A 19,635-nucleotide genomic window follows, 5' to 3' on the forward strand; every position below is an offset into this window, starting at 1 on the left:
ATTGGGCAATGCGATTAATTTTATAACCTTCTTGATAGAGTATTTCTATTTTTGAACGTTCCTCTATGGTAAGATGTGTGTAGCTCATAACAGACCTCCGTGTGTATGTTTTTGTCGTTACTAACATCTTACACGAACCTGTTATGGGTTTCTTTATTTGTCGCACTTAATTTTACAATTCATCATTTGAAAAAATATATAAATGAACAAGACCACCAATTGTTTGCGGGGATTGTGCAAACAGTTGGTGGTCTATGAGTTCTAAGCAGCGTTGGCAGACGCAGTTAGAATTTGTTCTAAAGATAATATGTAAGATCGCTTTGAATTAACTTCACTAATTGCAATGCGACGATTGTGTTGAACAGTTGATACGACAGTAGCTAAAATTGTCTTTTGTTCAATCTCTTGTAGAGAATTGTAAAATTCAAATGTGATTTCGACAGGGTCAAGCGTCACATAATGTTGATGTAATAACTTCTCTACTTCATTTAGAGGCAATATAAAGCGTTTATCTTGTTTAATTTGAGTATTTAAAAAGGGTTTGAAGAAGCGCTGAACAGTATTTGCAAGGTTAGAATTGGGTTTGATAGGTAATTCCATGAATGTCACTCCTTTATCCGAACGGATGTTTGTATTTACATTATACGAACAAACGTTCCCTTTGTCAACACTATCCTAAAAACAAAAGAATTTGAAATAAAATATATAAAGTAATACAATAGATAAACAAAATTGAGTAATGAGAGGTTAGTCTATGAGTGAAAATAATATGTCTCGTCGAAATATCCATCGAGGAAGACCTAAGAAAAGAAAAAAAGGATGTTTGATTTTCTTTATTATCATCATCGTTCTGCTTATAGGAGCAGGTGCTGTGGGGGCTTATTTTTATAATAACGTTGTGAACACAGTAGATGTGATTCAACAAAGTAGACCTGAAGAACAAGTGAATTTACGTGATGAAGATGAACCAGATCCTGTGGTGAGTCGTATTCAAAATAAAGAGTCATTTTCAATGCTAATATTAGGGGTTGAACCATCAACCAATGATAATTTAGAAGAAGGTCAATCTGATATTATGGTTGTTGCCACAGTAAGTCCTGAAGAAGAAAGTGTGGTTATGACAAATATACCTAGTAATACACTGACTGAGATTGCAGGTCAAAAATCTGAAGGAATGATTCGAGAGGCGTATCAAACAGGTGGTCTATCAACAACAGTTAATACTGTGCAAGATTTATTAGAGATTCCGATTGATTATACGTTAACAGTGAATTTGAATGGATTGGCTGATATTATAGATGCGATTGGGGAAGTATCCGTGACGGCTACTGAAACATTTGATCAAAATGGGTATAGCTTCGTTGCAGGTGAAACGTATAATATGGATGGTGAAATGGCCTTAGCTTACACTGGTGATATTGATGAAGCGATTGAATCAGCAAATAGTCAAGATAAAGCAAGACAAGTCGTCAGTGCGATTGTTCCACAAATTAGTCAAATCAATTCACTTACGAGCATTCCAAAGCTACTTAGTAGTCTAAATGGTAATGTACTAACAAATCTGTCATTCAAGGATATTCAGACCATTGCCTTGGATTATCGTCAAATAATTACGAATGTTGAAACAGTACAGTTAGAAGGTTATTCTGAAATGATTGATGATGTTACTTACGAAGTTTTAGATAGTAATACACTGACAAACATACAAGAACAGTTAAAAGCATTGTTAGAGCAATAAAGAAACGCATGAAATTTCTTGATTTTATTTCAAGAAGAATTAAGATATGTTATGATAGTAGTTATAGACATATAGAGTTTTATTTTGGAGGTAAATATGAGTGACACAAGAGGGTTATTAATTGTATTATCAGGTCCATCTGGAGTTGGAAAGGGAACTGTTAGAGCTGCAATTTTTAAGAATAATATTTATAACTATGTATATTCAGTTTCAGCTACGACTCGCCAAATGAGAACAGGTGAAGTAGATGGTGTCGATTATTACTTTACCTCACGTGAGGAGTTCGAACAGCTAATAGAGGAAGATGCTTTGCTTGAACACGCAGAATATGTTGGAAATTATTATGGTACACCAATTAGAGCGATTGAAGACAATCTGTCTAAAGGCTACGATGTGTTTTTAGAAATTGAAGTTCAAGGCGCAATGAAAGTTAGAGAAAGAATGCCTGATGGAATTTTCATATTCTTAGCACCACCTAATCTCAACGAATTAGAGTCTAGAATTACTGGACGTGGGACTGATAATCAAGAAATCATTTATGAACGCATGCAAAAAGCACGCGAAGAAATTGAAATGATGAAACATTACGACTATGTTGTCGTAAATGATGAAGTTGATTGTGCAGTAAACAAAGTAAATGGTATAATACAAAGTGAACATTTAAAAGTTTCAAGAGTCGTTGATCAAATTAAATTACAAATACATAATTATTTTCAAAAAGGGGAGTAATCCATCATGATGTTATATCCATCAGTTGACAAATTAGTTGAAAAAATTCCATCAAAATATAGCTTAATTATCCTTGCGAGTAAACGCGCTCATGAAATGCAATTATATAAGCATGAAATGTTAGATTCATACGAAGCAATCAAACCCGTGGGAAGAGCGTTAGAAGAAGTTGTTTCTGGCGACTTACAAATCAAAGAAAAATAAAATCGAAGCTACTATGAAAGAATTTATACTACTTTCATAGTAGTTTTTTGTCATATGTTACAAATTATTTAGAAGGAGGGGAAAGAATGATAGTGAAAGTTGTCATTGATATACCAGCGAAGCAAGTAAATCGCTCTTTTGATTATGCAGTGCCAAAAGATTGGGAATCTGCGATTAAACTAGGTAGCCGAGTTCAAGTACCTTTTGGCAATATGAAACGAACAGGCTTTGTTGTGGATATTACGGACGAGACTGAATTCAACGGAAAACTTAAGCCCATTCATAGTATTATGGATTATGATGTTTTCTTAAATGAAGAATTAATTGAATTGAGTGATTATTTAGCTGAGTATCTTCAGTGCTTTCGTATATCAGTACTTCAAGCCATGTTACCGAGTTTATTAAAGGCAAAGTATGATGCCATCGTTCAAATTCATGATCCTGTTCAATTTAGCGAAAAAGTTGGTTCTTGGTATCAAAATGAAACAGGCATTGACCGTAAAGTATTGGAAGAAAGAATATCTCCCAATGCAATCAGTCAATTAAAAAAAGAAAATATCATTTCTATAGAATACCAAGTTATTAACCAAACGACGCAAAAAACTAAAACAATGATTAAAACAAACTTAAATAAAGACCAACTAATGAATGTTTTAGAAAAGACAAGCCTAAGAAGCTTTAAGCAACGAGCGATACTAGAATACTTCATTAATAATCAAGCTATCGAAAGCATTGAAAAAAACACTTTAATGACAGAATTAGAACTATCCAATGCGACTATAAATTCAGCCATCGATAAAGAATGGATTACGACATTTAAAGAAGTGATTTATCGTGATCCATTGAAAGATGTTTCATTTCAAGCGAGTTCATCAAAAACGTTACTAGCTGAACAGCAGAACGCGTATGATTTAATTAGTCAAAGCGTTGATAATAAACAAGCGGATACGTATTTAATTGAAGGAGTAACCGGGAGTGGGAAGACAGAGATTTACTTGCAATTGATGGACAGAGCCTTACAACAAGGCAAATCTGCTTTATTACTCGTACCAGAAATCTCTTTAACACCACAAATGGTGGAACGTGTAGTAAGTCGCTTCCAAACTGGCATTGCAGTATTGCATTCTGGCTTATCTATCACTGAAAAATATGATGAATGGCAACGGATTATTAAAGGCGAAGCAAAAATCGTTGTAGGGGCTAGATCATCAATCTTTGCTCCTTTAGAAAATATCGGAATTATCATTATCGATGAAGAACATGAAACGACTTATAAGCAATCTGATAATCCACGTTATCATGCGAGAGATGTTGCGAGATGGCGGAGTGAGTATCATGATGCCCCTTTAATACTTGGAAGTGCGACACCGTCTTTAGAAAGCCGTGCACGAGCTCAAGTAGGTAACTATCACTTAATCCACCTGGAGAATCGGGTCAATCAAATGCCGATGCCACCTGTGGATATTATTGATATGACCCAAATTGAGTTGAGAGAAACGGCGAATGAATTATCTCCAGAGCTTATTGAGAAGATTCAAGATCGACTCGATAAGAAAGAACAAGTTGTATTATTACAAAACCGTCGCGGTTATGCCTCTTACTTACTATGTCGCGAATGTGGTTTCATTATGCAATGTCCTAGATGTGACATCTCTTTAACTTATCATAAGTTTGATAATCAAATGAAGTGTCATTATTGTGATTACCATGAGCCCCTACCAACACAATGTCCGAGCTGTCAATCACCGCACATTCGTACTCATGGTATAGGAACACAAAAGGTAGCTGAAACTTTAGAAGAAATTTTTCCAGAAGCGAAGGTGACGCGAATGGATAATGATACAACTCGCCGTAAAGGGCAACATCAAAAATTACTAAATGAGTTTTCAAGCGGGCAATCGAATATTCTATTAGGAACGCAAATGATCGCTAAAGGCTTAGATTTTGAGAATGTAACCTTAGTAGGAGTCATCAATGCTGATACAGCGTTAAATTTACCTGATTTTAGGGCAAGTGAACGGACTTTCCAACTATTAACTCAAGTGAGTGGAAGAACCGGACGTGGGCACTTAGCTGGTGAAGTTGTGATTCAAACGTATAATCCTGAACACTACGTGATCCAATTTGCGAAAACGCACGATTATGAAAGTTTTTTCCGCTTTGAGATGAAACGACGACATCTGACTAATTATCCGCCTTATTACTTTACGACCTTACTGACAGTGTCTAGTAAGCATCAAGGAAGGGCGAGTCAGTTGGCTTATGATTTAAAAGCTCAATTATATAATCCTGAACTCGAAAGAAAAGAACAGTTATATATTATAGGACCAAATCGGAATAATATTTCGAAAATTAATAATTATTACTATTTTAATTTACTTTTAAAATACAAAGACAAAACAACTATTCAAAGACAATTAGATAATATTTTGAATAATACACAACAAAAAGCAACACAAGGTGTGTATGTAAATATTGATCATGAACCACAATATTTTAGTTAGAAAGGATATGTATATGCATAAAATAATTTTTATGGGGACACCAGATTTCTCTGTTGAAGTTTTGGAAGGGTTAATAAATGATGCGACTATGGAGGTTGTAGGCGTAGTCACACAACCTGATCGACCTGTAGGTCGTAAAAAAGTATTAAAGCCGACACCAGTGAAGGAACTCGCATTAAAACATGATATCCCAGTCTATCAACCGGAAAAAATCAGAGGGTCTCAAGAAGCTGAAGAATTAAAAGCATTAAATGCAGACCTTATTGTAACAGCAGCTTACGGGCAGTTTGTACCCATTGATCTAATTGAAGCACCAAAATATGGCGCAATTAATGTCCATGCTTCGCTACTGCCTAAATACCGAGGGGGAGCACCGATTCATTATGCGCTATGGAATGGTGACAAAAAAACCGGAATTTCAATTATTTATATGACTAAAAAGATGGACGCGGGAGATATCCTATCTCAACGCGCTATTGAAATTAAAGCAACAGATGATGTAGGTAAATTATTTGACACACTTGCTGTAGTTGGCAAAGAATTATTATTAGATACTTTACCTGCTGTTTTTGCTGGAGAAATCCAAGCAACACCACAAGTAGAAGAAGAGGTTGTCTTCTCTCCAACAATTTCTAAAGAACGAGAACGAATTTCTTGGGATTTAACGGCTCAAGAAGTAGATAATCATATCCGTGCATTTAGACCATTCCCATCGACGTATACAATGTTGGATAATAATCGTGTTAAAATTTGGGCAGGCGAACCTGTAGATTATAATGGTGAACCCGGCGAAATTGGTGAAGTTCTTGCAATTGAAGACAACAAACTAATTGTTCAATGTGGAGATAATACATTTTACGGGATTAGTGAATGGCAAGAAAGTGGAAAAAAACGACTTTCAATTGAACAATGGTTGAATGGGAATAAGCCAGAGGATATAATAGATAGCGTGTTCGAAAATAAATAACGTTAGGAGGAACGAGTTTTGAAAATTAAGCAACGAAGTAAAAAACAATTAAATAAAAATTTACGTTGGCACTCACTCGTTCTACTCGATAAAATTGAAAATCAAAATGAATTTTCAAATGTAGTGATAGACGAATTTTTACAAAATACACCTTTAGATGAAAGGGATAATCGATTAGTTGTCCAAATTGTATACGGAGTTATCCAAAACAAATTAACGATCGATTATTACTTGGCACCTTTTGTATCAGGTAAGCAACTTGATGACTGGGTTTCAACATTACTAAGACTTTCTGTATATCAGTTAGTATTTTTAGATCGAATTCCGAGTCATGCGGTAGTTAATGAAGCCGTTCAAGTAGCTAAAGTGAATGGTCATGGGGGCGTAGGAAATTTTGTAAATGCAATCTTGCGGCGTTTTATTCGAACGGATCGATTGGATATTGATGCGATTGAAGATTTCACTAAACGTCTAAGTGTGAAATACAGTATTAGTCCTTGGATTGTAGATTATTTTTTAAAACATCAAACGCATGAAGAAGTTGAGAACCTATTAGAAAGTTTACAAGAAGTTCCATTTATCTCTGCACGTGTTAATACAAGTAAGAAGTCTAGAAAAGAAGTTATGGAGTCCCTTTATAGCGAAGGTTATGATACTGTAGAAAGTGAGATATCACCCGTTGGTATTCGTTCAGTTAACGGTAATCTAATTCATTCAACTGCTTTTAACGAAGGTTGGTTAACAATTCAAGATGAATCATCAATGTTAGTAGCACCTTTAGGTCATATTAATGGCGATGAAGAAATTTTGGATGCCTGTTCTGCACCAGGTGGAAAAGCGACTCATATCGCGACACTATTAGAAACAGGACATCTGACAGCCTTAGATTTGTCACAGCCAAAAATTAAGCGAGTCAATGAACATATGGAACGTTTAGGACTTTCACAAAGAGTGACATTAAATGTTGAAGATGCGTCAAAACATCAGCCAACAAACGGTCAATTATATGATAAAATTTATTTAGATGCACCTTGTTCTGGCTTAGGTTTAATGAGACGTAAACCTGAGATTAAGTATGAGAAATCATATGAAGATATACAAGAATTAGCACAAATACAAACTGAATTAATTAATCATGTTTCAACATTATTAAAACCAGGCGGAGAAATAATATATAGTACATGTACAATGTCTTATGAAGAGAATGAAGAGATCGTTCAGTCATTTTTAAACGTTCACGATAATTTTGTACAAAGTCCAATTTCTGTTGAGAAAGATAATGTTAAATCAGATTTAATTACCGATGAAGGTAATATTCGAGTTTGGCCACAACAATACCATACGGACGGCTTTTTTATCTCACGTTTAGTTAAAAAAGATACAGAAGGTATTAAATAGTACAATAAAAAAACTGAGGTGAAACAATGCAAATTTCGCTCCATTCAAGTGTAGGGAAACAGCGTAAGTCAAATCAGGATTATGCTGATTATTTTAAATCAGACTTTAATCAATATCTATTTGTCTTATGCGATGGGGTCGGCGGTCACCAAGCTGGTGAAGTCGCGAGTGAACTTACAACAAAATATTTAGGAAAGCAATTTAAGCAGTTAACGAAGGAGTTAACAAAAGAAGAAGCATCGCAATGGATTGGAAAAGCTATTGAAGATGTAAATACTTATCTATATGAAGAATCATTAAAAGAGAGACATCTTGCAGGAATGGGAACGACGTTAGTCGTTTCATTAATTACAAAGGAATTTGTCTTAATTGCGCATGTTGGGGATAGCCGCGCTTATGTATTCAACGAAGGTCATTTATTTCAAAAAACAGAAGACCATTCTTTAGTTAATGAATTAATTAAATCAGGTGAGATTACTGAAGAAGAAGGAAATTTACATCCTCAACGAAACGTTGTTACACAATCAATTGGCGTGACACCCGATGTCGGCTATGAATTGTTGGAGTTACCAATTAATGAAGTCGAACATTTAATGCTTTGTTCTGATGGACTGACAAATATGGTGAGTCATGAAGAGATTGTTGATTTCTTCCAACAAACGGAGGATTTTGATCATTTAGCCGTATCTTTAGTTGATGCAGCAAATGAAGCTGGCGGACGAGACAATATTACGATTATTGTTGTTGGAAACATCCATTCTTTAATCTTAGAGGATGGTGAAACGATATGATAGATATTAACTCTAAACTATCTGGACGCTACATTATTAACCAGCTTGTTGGCTCAGGTGGTATGGCAAATGTTTATTTAGCCAGAGATTTGATATTAGATCGTGATGTTGCGGTTAAAGTATTACGCTTTGACTTCCAAGATAATCAAGATGCAATCCGCCGTTTCCAACGTGAAGCCATGGCGGCGAGTCAACTCTTGCATCATAATGTGGTGGAAGTTTATGATGTTGATGAAGAAGATGGTCAGCAATATATAGTGATGGAATATGTTAAGGGGAATGATTTAAAGACATTTATCCGTGACAAATCACCTGTGTCTTTAGAATTAGCCGTTAATATTATGTCCCAAATACTATCAGCCATTGATGTCGCACATAGACACAACATTATTCACCGTGATATTAAGCCACAAAATATACTAATTACTGAGAACAATGAAGTGAAGATTACTGACTTTGGTATCGCAGTCGTCCTATCGGATACATCTTTAACGCAAACTAATACATTGCTTGGTTCTGTACATTATTTATCTCCAGAACAAGCGCGTGGTGGAAGTGCAACGGTTAAATCAGATATCTATGCTTTAGGTGTGGTTCTTTACGAATTAATTACTGGAGAAGTTCCCTACGATGGTGAATCAGCTGTTTCGGTTGCTTTAAAGCATTTCCAAGAAGAATTTCCTCGTGTGAAAGAACATTTAGATTATGTCCCACAAAGTTTAGAAAATGTGGTCATGCGAGCAACAGCTAAATCATTAGAGCACCGCTACAGTTCTGTTCAAGAAATGTTAAATGATCTAAGTACGAGTCTAAGTGTGAATCGAATGAACGAAAAACGCTTCGATCCAGAAACTGATATCGAAGATACGGTAATTATGACGCCGATTAAACCAATTAGTACGGCAAGTCAAACGTTATCAAGTGTAGAAGTTAAAGAGGATCTTCAAGAAGAAGAGGAAATCCCTCAATATGATGAATTACCTCCGATTTCAAGACCGAAACGACTTAGTAAGCTATTAATACAAGTATCTGTTGTATTATTAGTAATCTTATTGGCTTTCGGTGCGTATGCTTTATATAATCAAACGATTAGATATGTAACCGTCCCTGATATTGAGAACTTATCTCAAGCAGAAGCGATTGCATTACTTGAAGAAGAGAATATTTCAGTTGGTAATGTGATTAATAATTGGCACGACACAGTCGTTCAAGGTAACGTTATCGAAACGGATCCAGAGATGGGCGAGCGGATTGAAAGAGACTCATCAGTAAACCTAGTCGTGAGTAGTGGGGAAGAACAAGTTCAAATCGGCGATTATGTGGGACAAAGCTATGAACCAATTCGTCAAATGCTAATTGAAGCGGGCTTCATCGTTGAACGTCAAGACCTATTTACTAATGATGCGTCACAGACAGGAACGATTATGGCACAAAGTTTAGAGCCCGGAACACGTGTTGTACCTGGTGAAACACCCATCACAATGACGGTGGGTAGTTATTCAGAATCTAGTACGATGCAAGATTTCTATAATTTATCACTTGATATGGTCCATTCATTTGCGGATGGTTATGGATTACTCGTAGATGTAGGTTATGAGTACAGCGAGTTTATCCCAGAAGGACAAGTTATTAGTCAGTCTCAAGAAAGTGGAACGTCATTATACCCTGGAGATACGATTTCAGTGGTTGTTTCAATGGGACCTGAAGAAGAAGAAATCAATTCTGCTTTAACTCCTGTATATATTGAGTACTTACCAACTTATGAAGATAATGATGAAGAACAAGAAAATCCATTACCAAATACAATTCAAGTTTTTATCGGTGATGAGTATAATAATATTACTGAAGTCGCTGAAGAATTTGAAATTACAGAGTCACAATTAATTGAATTAACTTTATATATATCGTCAAATGGTACGGGGCAATATCGTATATTGCGAGATGGTGAAGTGTATGAAGAAAGTAATAATGTAATACCACAGTAACTGTTTCAAGGTTAAATCTTTCGTATTGGAGGATTTAACCTTTTTTTAAAAGGAGGGTTTTATGCAAAAGAAAAAAGGTGTCATTTATCAATCAATTAGTGGATTTTATTACGTGTGGACAGAGAATCAAAGTTTTGCCACAAAACCTAAAGGATTATTCCGACACACAAATGAAAAACCATTAGTAGGTGACGAAGTAGTCATTGAAGTTGATGAAAAAGATAGTCAGTCAGAGAGTCGTCTCATTGAAATATTACCAAGAGAAAATGAGTTAGTTCGACCTAGTATTTCGAATGTAGATTATTCAATGATTGTGACGTCATTAGTTGAACCAGATTTCTCATATAATTTATTAGATTACTTTTTAGTCTCAATCGAATCGAATCATATCGAACCAATTATCTTATTATCAAAGTTTGATTTATTAGTCGAAGCCGTTGGTCAAGAAGCAGCTGACCGAAAAGTTGAAGAGATTAATCGAGTTTACGCACCAGCTGGCTATACAGTTGTGACTTTAAATAATAATGAATCAGATATTGATAAGATTAAACAGTTGATAGATACAGGCTTATACGTCATAATGGGACAATCAGGAGTTGGAAAGTCAACTCTATTAAACTTATTATTACCTGAAGCGAATATTGAAACAGGGATTATTAGTGAAGCTTTAAACCGAGGGAAACATACAACTAGAGAAGTTACTTTATATCCATTTAACAATGGATTTTTAGCTGACACACCAGGCTTTAGCGCGATTGACTTTCCGGATATCGAAAAAGCTGATTTAAGATTTTATTTCCCAGAGATTGCTAGAGCGGGAGAATTGTGTAAGTTCCGGTCATGCTTGCATTTAAATGAACCGGGTTGTAATGTTAAAAGCGAAGTTGAAACGGGTGTCATAGCTCAAAGTCGTTATAATAATTATGAACAAATTATGGAACGCATTGAGCAAAGAAAACCTGTTTATAAAAAGAAAAAATAGTAGGGGGATTATTTATGAAAGTTGCACCATCAATTTTAAGTGCAGATTTTAGTGAATTAGGCGACGATTTGGTAGATATCGTATCAAATGGCGCTGATTATATTCATATCGATATGATGGATGGAAATTTTGTACCAAACTTGTCTTTTGGTCCGATGGTTATGAAGTTTATTCGACCTCTAACAGATAAAACATTTGATTGTCATTTAATGATTGAAGAACCTGAACGCTATATTGAACTTGTTGCTGAATCAGGCGCAGATATTATTTCTGTTCATGTTGAAGCAACAAAACATATTCACCGTGTAATCCAACAAATCAAACAAACTGGCACGAAAGCGGGTGTCGTAATTAATCCAGGTACGCCGGTTGGAGCAATCGAAGCAGTATTGGCAGATGTCGATCTAGTTTTAGTTATGACAGTGAATCCAGGTTTTGGTGGACAAACATTTATTCCATCAAGCTTGAATAAAATCAAGCAACTAAAAGCACTCCGTGAAGAAAATAACTACAATTATGAGATTGAAGTGGATGGCGGTATTAATGAGGAAACAAGTAAGAAATGCTTAGAAGCAGGAGCAGATGTATTAGTGGCAGGTTCTTACATATTTAGTCACAATAACCGCAAGGAAGCAATCGATTCATTAAGAAACTAAGGTGTTAAGATGCAAAGTAAAGAAAAAGAATATGTAGTGGTCTGTGGCGGTGCTGTAAAACCAGCAGTCTCAGAAATACCTAAATATGTCCAAAATCACAAAACTTATTATATTGGTGTGGATGGTGGAAGTTTAAAACTTATTAAAGCTGGCTATTACTTGGATTATGCTGTCGGTGATTTTGATTCAGTGACAGAAGAAGAATTCCAATTAATTAAAGAGAATGCGACACATATTATCAAACATCCAGCTCAAAAAGATGATACAGATATGGAATTAGCTTTAGAAATCGTCCAAGAGGAGTTTCCAGAGTTAGAATGTTTAATTCTAGGCGGTATCGGAGAGAAGAAAGGCCGCTTGGATCACATGCTAGCGAATATTTGGATGGTTTATCAACCAAGATTTAAAAAAAGTGTTGGAAGAATAAAGTTTATTGAAAAGAATCATGTCTTTCAATTTTTCTTCCCTGGAGAATATGAGATTAGCGCTGAAAAGATGTTACCAGATTACTTATCCATCATCACTTTAACAGCTGTAGAGCAATTAAGTATCCAAAATGCTGTGTATAATCTTGGAACTACTGATATAGGCTATCCACGTGCACTCATAAGTAATGAGTTTATCGATAAATACCATCCGGTGAAACTATCATTCAAGCAAGGACTCGTTCTAGTTCTTAGAGTGAATGAAAGAAAGTAGGAGGAATAATATGTCAAAACCAATCATTGCAGTTTATGCCATTACAAAAGATTGGCAATTAGAAGAAATCAAAGCAACAGCTAAAGACTATGATGTAAGAGTTAAAGATGAAATTAGACCCGAAGACATTAAAAATATTGAGATTGTCTATGGTTGGGGATCTGAATTAAGTGAAAACATAGCAGATTTAAAACAACTTAAATGGATTCAAAAAGATACCGCAGGTCTTGACGCAATTCCAGAAAGTCTCAGAAAAGATAAAGATATTTTTCTTTCAAACATGAGTGGTGTCCATGCTGTTCCAATTACTGAGAATATATTTGGTTATATTTTAGGAGTTGCTAGAGGGATAATTCCAGCGATGACAAATCAATTGGAAAGTAAATGGGATAAAAGCATTGCTTCAAATATGTTCTCTTTAAATGAGAAGAAGGTATTAGTTTATGGAACAGGCTCAATTGGGCAAGAGATTGCTCGAACAGCTAAGTTTTTTGAAATGGCAACATATGGCGTTAATTCGAATGGCCGTTCAATCCAAACCTTTGACCATTCATACACGATGGAAAGTAGCCAAGACATCCTTTCAGATATGGACTTTGTTATTAATGCATTGCCTTTAACAGATGAAAGTGAATTATTCTTTGATAAAGAAATCTTTGCTAATATGAAAGATACTGCTTACTTCTTGAATATCGGTCGAGGTGAATCAGTGAAAGATGAACATCTGATTGAAGAATTGGAAGCAGGGACTTTAGCGGGAGCTTATTTAGACGTCACATCGCCGGAACCACTTCCAGAATCATCAAAATTATGGCAAACACAAAACTTAGTCATTACGCCACATATCTCTGGCAATGTTGAACATTTTAGAGATACGATTTATCCGATTTTTAAAGAAAATCTTGATAGTTATTTATCTTACGGAACACTGGCTAAGAATGAGTACAATAAGAAAAAAGGTTATTAATTCTTACAGCATAAAAATAGGGTGCAATCCAAAAACTACCTTGACTTATAACCTTGGATAGACTAATATTACTTCTTAGAAACAAAACCGCTTTATAAATAGAAAATATTGAAAAAATTCTTGCACAAGAATGAAAAATATGATAAATTATTACGGTATGAAAAAGCAGAGACAAAGCTCCTGCAAGAAATGGAGGAAATACTAATGGCTAAAGAATGTTACTTTACAGGACGTAAAGCTAGATCTGGTAACACTCGTTCTCATGCATTGAACGCAAACAAACGTACTTTTGGTGCTAACTTACAAAAAGTTCGCATTATGGTAGACGGCGAGCCTAAGAAAGTTTGGGTTTCTGCACGTGCATTAAAATCAGGTAAAGTTGAACGTGTTTAATCTCGTTATATTATTTAAATAAGCTAATTTGCTTTGAGCAAGTTAGCTTTTTTATTTGTAATCGAACATAAACTTGAACAAATTTTTTATATAATACAATTCCCTTTGTCAAACCGTTGTAGTTTGGTAATATCAATTTAAGTGAATAATAACGATGTTTATGATAAAATAACTAAGATATAAACAATAGGAGGAGATTGTATGGCAATAAATATTCCAACCCCAAATGGACAAATCACATTAAGTAATGAAGTTATCGCAACAGTTGTAGGTGCAGCGGTTACTGATAACTACGGTGTCGTAGGGATGGTAAGTAAAAGTTTCTTTCGTGATAATATAATAGAAATTTTACGTAGAGAGAATTTTGCCAAAGGTGTAGTTCTTTCCCAAAACGGTAATAAAGTGGCAGTGGATGTATATATTCTTGTATCTTATGGAACAAAAATATCTGTCATCTGTCAAAATATTCAAGAAACAGTAAAATATAATGTCGAACGTTTACTAGGATTCACACTAGATTTTGTAAATGTTCACGTTCAAGGAGTAAAAGTTGACTAAATTCTAAAGTCAATGAGTTATAAGGAGGACGAAAGTTGGAACTTACTATGTTAACGGCACCAGAATTTCAATCAATGATTATTGCTGGAGCAGATCGTTTAACAGAGAACGTTGATTTAATCAATTCACTAAATGTATTCCCAGTTCCAGATGGAGATACAGGAACGAATATGAATATGTCATTTATCTCTGGTGTTGAAAAATTAAAAGAAAATACTTCAGGACACGTTGGAGAAGCAAGTACAGCCTTAGCTAAAGGGTTATTAATGGGAGCTCGAGGAAACTCAGGCGTTATCCTATCACAAATCTTTAGAGGTTTTTCTAAAGCGATTGAAGATCAAGAGAATGTTGATGCTGAATACTTTGTTAAAGCATTTGCTGGTGGAGTAGAATCTGCTTATAAAGCAGTTATGAAGCCTGTTGAAGGAACAATCTTAACAGTTGCACGTGAATCGGCTTTAGCTGGTGAACAAGCAGCTAAAAACACAACAGACATCGTTGAAATTATGCGAGCAATCGTTAAAGGCGCAGGTGTTGCACTTGAGAAAACGACTGACATGTTACCAGTTCTGAAACAGGTCGGCGTAGTGGATAGTGGAGGAAAAGGTTTACTTTGCCTTTATGAGGGATTCCTATCAAGTTTAACTGGTGAAGTCATTATCTCTGAAGATCATTCTAAAAAGTCAGAAGCGCATTCTCATGCGGTATTCGAAGAAACAAATGAACACCCAATGTCAATGGATGATATTACATTCGGCTATTGTACAGAAATCATGGTTCGTATCGGTAATGGTCCAACCGTAGAAAAAGAATTTGATTATGATGAGTTCCGTAATATCTTAAATGAAAAAGGTGACTCATTATTAGTTGTATCTGACGATGAAATAGCGAAGGTACATATCCATACTGAAGACCCAGGCGAAATTATGCAATTAGGTCAAGAGTATGGTGAGTTAATCAAAATTAAAGTAGATAATATGCGTGAACAAGTGCGTGATCTAGAAACTGCCAATCAAGCTCTATCTCAACAACAGACAACTGCAGTAGCTCCTAAAGATTATGCAGTGATTGCTGTTGCAGCAGGTGAAGGTATGACTGAAATGCTGAAATCAATCGGTATTGATGTTGTTCTTTCAGGTGGTCAGACAATGAACCCATCAACAGAAGATTTTGTTAAAGCGATGGAGTCGATACCAGCAGAACGTTTTATTCTATTACCGAATAATAAAAACATCATCATGGCTGCAGAACAAGCAGCAGAAGTGATTGAAAAACCTGCAGTGGTTGTACCAACAAGAACAGTTCCAGAAGCGATTAGTGCTATTTTTGCCTATAATCCAGAAGGAACGATTGAAGATAATTATGCTGCCATGAGTGAAAACATTGAAATGGTTTCGACAGGTCAAATTACCTATGCTATTCGTGATACAAACCTTGACGGCGTTGAAATTCTGAAAGATGAATTCATGGGAATCGTTGATGGTAAAATTATCTTATCTGAACCCCTTGTAGAGAATGCTTTATACAACACTTTAGATAATATGATTAATGATGAAAGCGAAATTGTAACCATCTTCATTGGTGAAGGCGGTAAAGAAGATCTTGTTGAACAAGTCATTGAACAATTAGAAGCAACATACTCTGAGGTGGATTTTGAAGTGATTCAAGGAGACCAACCTGTTTACGAGTATATTATGTCAGTAGAATAAATCTATTCAAAGGGGAAAGGGGCATATTGTTCCTTTTCCCTTTTTGCATATCAACCATGACAAAAAAGGAGTCAATTATGGATCAATTAAATTGGAATGAAACAATTAATAAACTAAATGGCGTTGGTCCAGTTGCGACTGACAAATTTGCTTCCTTAGGTGTGAGTACCATTCGCGATTTAATGTTTCATTTTCCTTTTCGATATGAAGATTTACAAGCACGACCGCTTGAGTCAATTCTTGATGGAGAAAAGGTAACACTTAAAGGGACGGTAGTGACTCCAGCAGTTGTAAATTACTTTGGAGGCAGTAAGAGTCGATTGACATTCAGAATGAGTCTTGATGAGCATAATATTATTAGTGTTTCTTTCTTCAATCAACCTTATTTAGCAAAGAGTGTTGAAGTTGGTCAAGAGAAAGCAATCTTTGGAAAATGGCAAAGCGACCGTCAAAATCTATTAGGTATGAAAGTTATTAAATTAAATGAAGATAATGGTGATTTTAATCCAGTCTATTCAACGACAAAAGGCTTAAAACAGACTCAAATCATTAAAGCGATAAAGTCAGCCTTTGAAGCAAGTGCCACTTCAATTGTCGAAGTCATTCCTGATAATATTAATCATAAGTATCGATTGCTGCCATTAAATAAAGCTTTGTATCAAATGCATTTTCCTAAAGATGCCCGAGAGTTTAAAGAAGCTGAGCGAAAAATTATTTTTCAAGAGTTTTTCTTATACCAATGGCGACTTCAAACTACGATGCAGCAATCTCAAAAAGAGAAGGGGATTCGTGTCGTTTACGATAATCATGATTTAAAAGAAATTATTATGCAATTGCCCTATCAATTAACAGAAGCACAAAAAAAGGCTGTCAATGAAATATGCTATGACTTATTAGCGCCTTATCCTATGCGACGCATGCTTCAAGGGGATGTGGGGAGTGGTAAGACACTTGTTGCATTTCTAGGCATGATGGCTGCTGTTTTAGCTGGTTATCAAGCTGTCTTAATGGTACCAACTGAAATCCTAGCTAAACAACACGTTGTGAATTTTAATCGAATTTTTGAAGACATGGGTTACCATAGCGAGATTTTAGTCAGTGCAATGAAAGCTAAAGAGAAGAAAGACATCTTAGATGGACTTGAAAGTGGAAGAATACGAATTGTCATTGGAACACATGCCTTAATTCAACCCGCTGTGACATATAAGCAATTAGGGATAGCAATTATTGATGAGCAACACCGGTTTGGAGTAGATCAACGCCATGCTTTGATGGAGAAAGTTGAAGTAGAAGAAACTTTAAACATCTTACAAATGACAGCAACTCCAATTCCACGTTCATTAGCCCAAACAATCTATGGGGATATGACAGTATCAACCATTGATCAATTACCTAAAGGGAGAATACCAATTGAAACAAAATTAATCGATGAAGATAATCTTGATTTCCTTTATAATAAAATGGCGGAAGAATTAAAAGAAGGACATCAAATATACTATGTTCTTCCCATCATTGATCAATCTGAACATTTAGAACAAATTGAAAATGTAAATGCGATTAAAGAAAAATTATCCGTACAGTTTCCAGAGTGGAATGTAGGAGCTTTACATGGTCAATTGAGTAAAGATGACCAACAGCAAGTGATGAATGCTTATGAACAAAATAAACTTCAAATTCTAGTTGCAACAACGATGGTAGAGGTCGGAGTCGATGTACCTAATGCGACAATTATAGTTATCCATTCAGCTGAACGCTTTGGCTTAGCTCAGTTGCATCAATTAAGAGGACGAGTCGGACGTAGTAACCTACAAAGTTATTGTTACTTAATCGGTAAGCCGACAACTGAACAAGGTAAAAAGCGACTTGAAATTATGGAACAAGAATCGGATGGCTTCATTATAAGTCAAGAAGATATGAAGATACGCGGGATGGGTGATATCTTAGGCTTAGCCCAAAGCGGTATTCCTCAATTTAAGTATGCCAATCTATTCGAAGATCAACATATCCACAAAGTAGCCAAGGATGAAGTTACATGGTATTTGAATCATCCTTTAGAGTTAGAAGATCAGGAGATTAATGCAATCATTAATTGGTTGACAAACCAGCAAATAAAAATTTAGTATAGATAGAAATAAAAAGATAGTGGAGGGATAAAATGATTACAATTGCAATCGATGCTATGGGTGGCGACAATGCACCAAAAGCCATTGTTGATGGCGCTAATTTAGCAATAAAAACATTCAACGATATCCAAATTAATTTATATGGTGATAGTGAAAGTATTGAACAATACTTAGTCAAAGATGACCGTATTAAAGTCATTCACACAACTGAGATTGTCACTGGAGAAGATGAACCCGTGAGAGCCATTCGACGGAAAAAAGATTCGTCTATGGTTGTTGCTGCACGTGATGTCAAGGAAGGTAAAGCAGATGCTTTATTATCTGCCGGTAATACAGGGGCTTTATTAACAGCTGGTTTACTAGTTGTTGGACGAATTAAGAATATTGACCGTCCAGGATTAATGCCAATTATTCCAACAGTTTCAAAAGAATCACCTCAAGTGATTTTAATGGATGCTGGAGCAAATGCTGAAGTGAAACCTGTTAATCTAGAACAATTTACAGTATTAGCTAACTTTTACGCTAAAAATGTATTAAATGTAGAAAATCCACGTATTGGTTTATTAAACAATGGAACAGAAGAAGGTAAAGGGAATTCAATTACTAAAGAGGCTTTCGATTTAATGAAGCAATTAGATAATATTAACTTTATTGGGAATGTTGAGGCAAAATCAATCTTAACTGGAGAAGTTGATATCGTCATAACGGATGGCTTTACAGGTAATGCAGTCTTAAAAACTCTGGAAGGAACTGTTAAAAGTGTTGTTGGATTGTTACTTGATACGCTAAAAAACTCTGGGTTAAAAACAAAAATTGGTGCAGGTTTAATTAAAGACTCATTAAAAGAATCACTTAACAATCTAGATGATACGAAGCAAGGTGGGGCAGTTTTACTTGGCGTAAAATCTCCAGTAATTAAAGCACACGGCTCTTCCAACGACGAAGCAGTATTTAATGCGATTCGTCAAGCAAGAACAGTTGTAAGCGTGGGTGTTGTTCAAGATGCTGTAAAATATTTTGAAAATTAAAAACAAATAAGTGTGTTAATACATCTGATGTATTGCTTTCTATATGAACTTTAAAGCATATGAAAATATAAAAAGTTACCTCTGTTGTCAAATCAAATGCAACACTATTGTTATTCAAAAGACATACCCCATTAGACTTTTAGGTATAGGGTTTCCCCCATGGGGGAAATGTCGCTTTTCGATTCTTTTATAACTCAAGTCTTT

The 19,635-nt window shown here is 35.4% G+C and carries 19 protein-coding genes; 17 read left to right on the forward strand and 2 right to left on the reverse strand.

Annotation, left to right across the window (positions count from 1 at the left end; translation table 11 throughout):
• Window positions 1–127: helix-turn-helix domain-containing protein (locus tag ACEN4N_RS08940; protein WP_407094099.1), on the reverse strand; the 127-nt coding region annotated here is incomplete at its 3' end.
• A gap of 134 nt (window positions 128–261) precedes the next feature.
• On the reverse strand, window positions 262–600 hold the full coding sequence (locus ACEN4N_RS08945) for a hypothetical protein (RefSeq protein ID WP_407094088.1): 339 nt from the start codon (window positions 598–600) through the stop codon (window positions 262–264).
• Between the two features lie 154 nt (window positions 601–754).
• On the opposite strand from ACEN4N_RS08945, the gene ACEN4N_RS08950 reads away from it, so the two are divergent.
• The 17 genes from ACEN4N_RS08950 to plsX all read left to right on the forward strand — a co-directional run bounded on the left by ACEN4N_RS08950 (window position 755) and on the right by plsX (window position 19,431).
• Window positions 755–1,738, forward strand: a complete 984-nt coding sequence (locus tag ACEN4N_RS08950; RefSeq protein WP_407094089.1) for an LCP family protein — start codon at window positions 755–757, stop codon at window positions 1,736–1,738.
• 96 nt (window positions 1,739–1,834) lie between these two features.
• Window positions 1,835–2,467, forward strand: a complete 633-nt coding sequence (gmk, locus tag ACEN4N_RS08955) for a guanylate kinase (RefSeq protein WP_407094090.1) — start codon at window positions 1,835–1,837, stop codon at window positions 2,465–2,467.
• A 6-nt stretch (window positions 2,468–2,473) separates the two neighbouring features.
• Complete coding sequence (rpoZ, locus tag ACEN4N_RS08960; protein WP_218930821.1) at window positions 2,474–2,671, forward strand: DNA-directed RNA polymerase subunit omega; 198 nt, start codon at window positions 2,474–2,476, stop codon at window positions 2,669–2,671.
• An 86-nt stretch (window positions 2,672–2,757) separates the two neighbouring features.
• Window positions 2,758–5,175 (forward strand): primosomal protein N', encoded by a 2,418-nt coding sequence (gene priA / locus ACEN4N_RS08965; RefSeq protein WP_407094091.1) that lies wholly within the window; start codon window positions 2,758–2,760, stop codon window positions 5,173–5,175.
• 13 nt (window positions 5,176–5,188) lie between these two features.
• Window positions 5,189–6,142: a methionyl-tRNA formyltransferase gene (gene fmt / locus ACEN4N_RS08970; protein WP_407094092.1), complete on the forward strand. Its 954-nt coding sequence runs from the start codon at window positions 5,189–5,191 to the stop codon at window positions 6,140–6,142.
• An 18-nt stretch (window positions 6,143–6,160) separates the two neighbouring features.
• Entirely contained in the window at window positions 6,161–7,540 is a 1,380-nt protein-coding gene (gene rsmB, locus ACEN4N_RS08975; protein WP_407094093.1) for a 16S rRNA (cytosine(967)-C(5))-methyltransferase RsmB, read from the forward strand.
• A 26-nt stretch (window positions 7,541–7,566) separates the two neighbouring features.
• Window positions 7,567–8,331, forward strand: coding sequence for a Stp1/IreP family PP2C-type Ser/Thr phosphatase (locus ACEN4N_RS08980; protein ID WP_407090083.1), 765 nt, complete (start codon window positions 7,567–7,569; stop codon window positions 8,329–8,331).
• Window positions 8,328–10,316 carry a Stk1 family PASTA domain-containing Ser/Thr kinase gene (gene pknB, locus ACEN4N_RS08985; protein ID WP_407090084.1) on the forward strand — a complete coding sequence of 663 codons (1,989 nt, stop codon included), beginning with the start codon at window positions 8,328–8,330 and terminating at the stop codon, window positions 10,314–10,316. The genes ACEN4N_RS08980 and pknB overlap by 4 nt, the downstream gene beginning before the upstream one ends.
• Window positions 10,317–10,377: 61 nt before the next feature.
• Window positions 10,378–11,298, forward strand: a complete 921-nt coding sequence (gene rsgA / locus ACEN4N_RS08990; RefSeq protein ID WP_407094094.1) for a ribosome small subunit-dependent GTPase A — start codon at window positions 10,378–10,380, stop codon at window positions 11,296–11,298.
• Between the two features lie 14 nt (window positions 11,299–11,312).
• Window positions 11,313–11,954 (forward strand): ribulose-phosphate 3-epimerase, encoded by a 642-nt coding sequence (gene rpe, locus ACEN4N_RS08995; RefSeq protein WP_407094095.1) that lies wholly within the window; start codon window positions 11,313–11,315, stop codon window positions 11,952–11,954.
• A 9-nt stretch (window positions 11,955–11,963) separates the two neighbouring features.
• The gene (locus tag ACEN4N_RS09000) at window positions 11,964–12,653 is read left to right on the forward strand and encodes a thiamine diphosphokinase (RefSeq protein ID WP_407090089.1); all 690 of its coding nucleotides are present in this window, start codon (window positions 11,964–11,966) and stop codon (window positions 12,651–12,653) included.
• Between the two features lie 10 nt (window positions 12,654–12,663).
• Complete coding sequence (locus tag ACEN4N_RS09005) at window positions 12,664–13,620, forward strand: NAD(P)-dependent oxidoreductase (protein WP_407094096.1); 957 nt, start codon at window positions 12,664–12,666, stop codon at window positions 13,618–13,620.
• Between the two features lie 204 nt (window positions 13,621–13,824).
• Entirely contained in the window at window positions 13,825–14,013 is a 189-nt protein-coding gene (gene rpmB, locus ACEN4N_RS09010) for a 50S ribosomal protein L28 (protein WP_138405155.1), read from the forward strand.
• 201 nt (window positions 14,014–14,214) lie between these two features.
• On the forward strand, window positions 14,215–14,571 hold the full coding sequence (locus ACEN4N_RS09015) for an Asp23/Gls24 family envelope stress response protein (protein ID WP_138405156.1): 357 nt from the start codon (window positions 14,215–14,217) through the stop codon (window positions 14,569–14,571).
• A 35-nt stretch (window positions 14,572–14,606) separates the two neighbouring features.
• Complete coding sequence (locus ACEN4N_RS09020) at window positions 14,607–16,280, forward strand: DAK2 domain-containing protein (RefSeq protein ID WP_407094097.1); 1,674 nt, start codon at window positions 14,607–14,609, stop codon at window positions 16,278–16,280.
• A gap of 56 nt (window positions 16,281–16,336) precedes the next feature.
• Window positions 16,337–18,400, forward strand: a complete 2,064-nt coding sequence (gene recG / locus ACEN4N_RS09025) for an ATP-dependent DNA helicase RecG (protein WP_407094098.1) — start codon at window positions 16,337–16,339, stop codon at window positions 18,398–18,400.
• 35 nt (window positions 18,401–18,435) lie between these two features.
• Complete coding sequence (gene plsX, locus ACEN4N_RS09030; protein WP_407090094.1) at window positions 18,436–19,431, forward strand: phosphate acyltransferase PlsX; 996 nt, start codon at window positions 18,436–18,438, stop codon at window positions 19,429–19,431.
• Window positions 19,432–19,635: the final 204 nt, after the last annotated feature.

Origin of the sequence: Ruoffia sp. FAM 20857 (assembly GCF_045528645.1) — a bacterium.
Classification (GTDB): domain Bacteria; phylum Bacillota; class Bacilli; order Lactobacillales; family Aerococcaceae; genus Ruoffia; species Ruoffia halotolerans.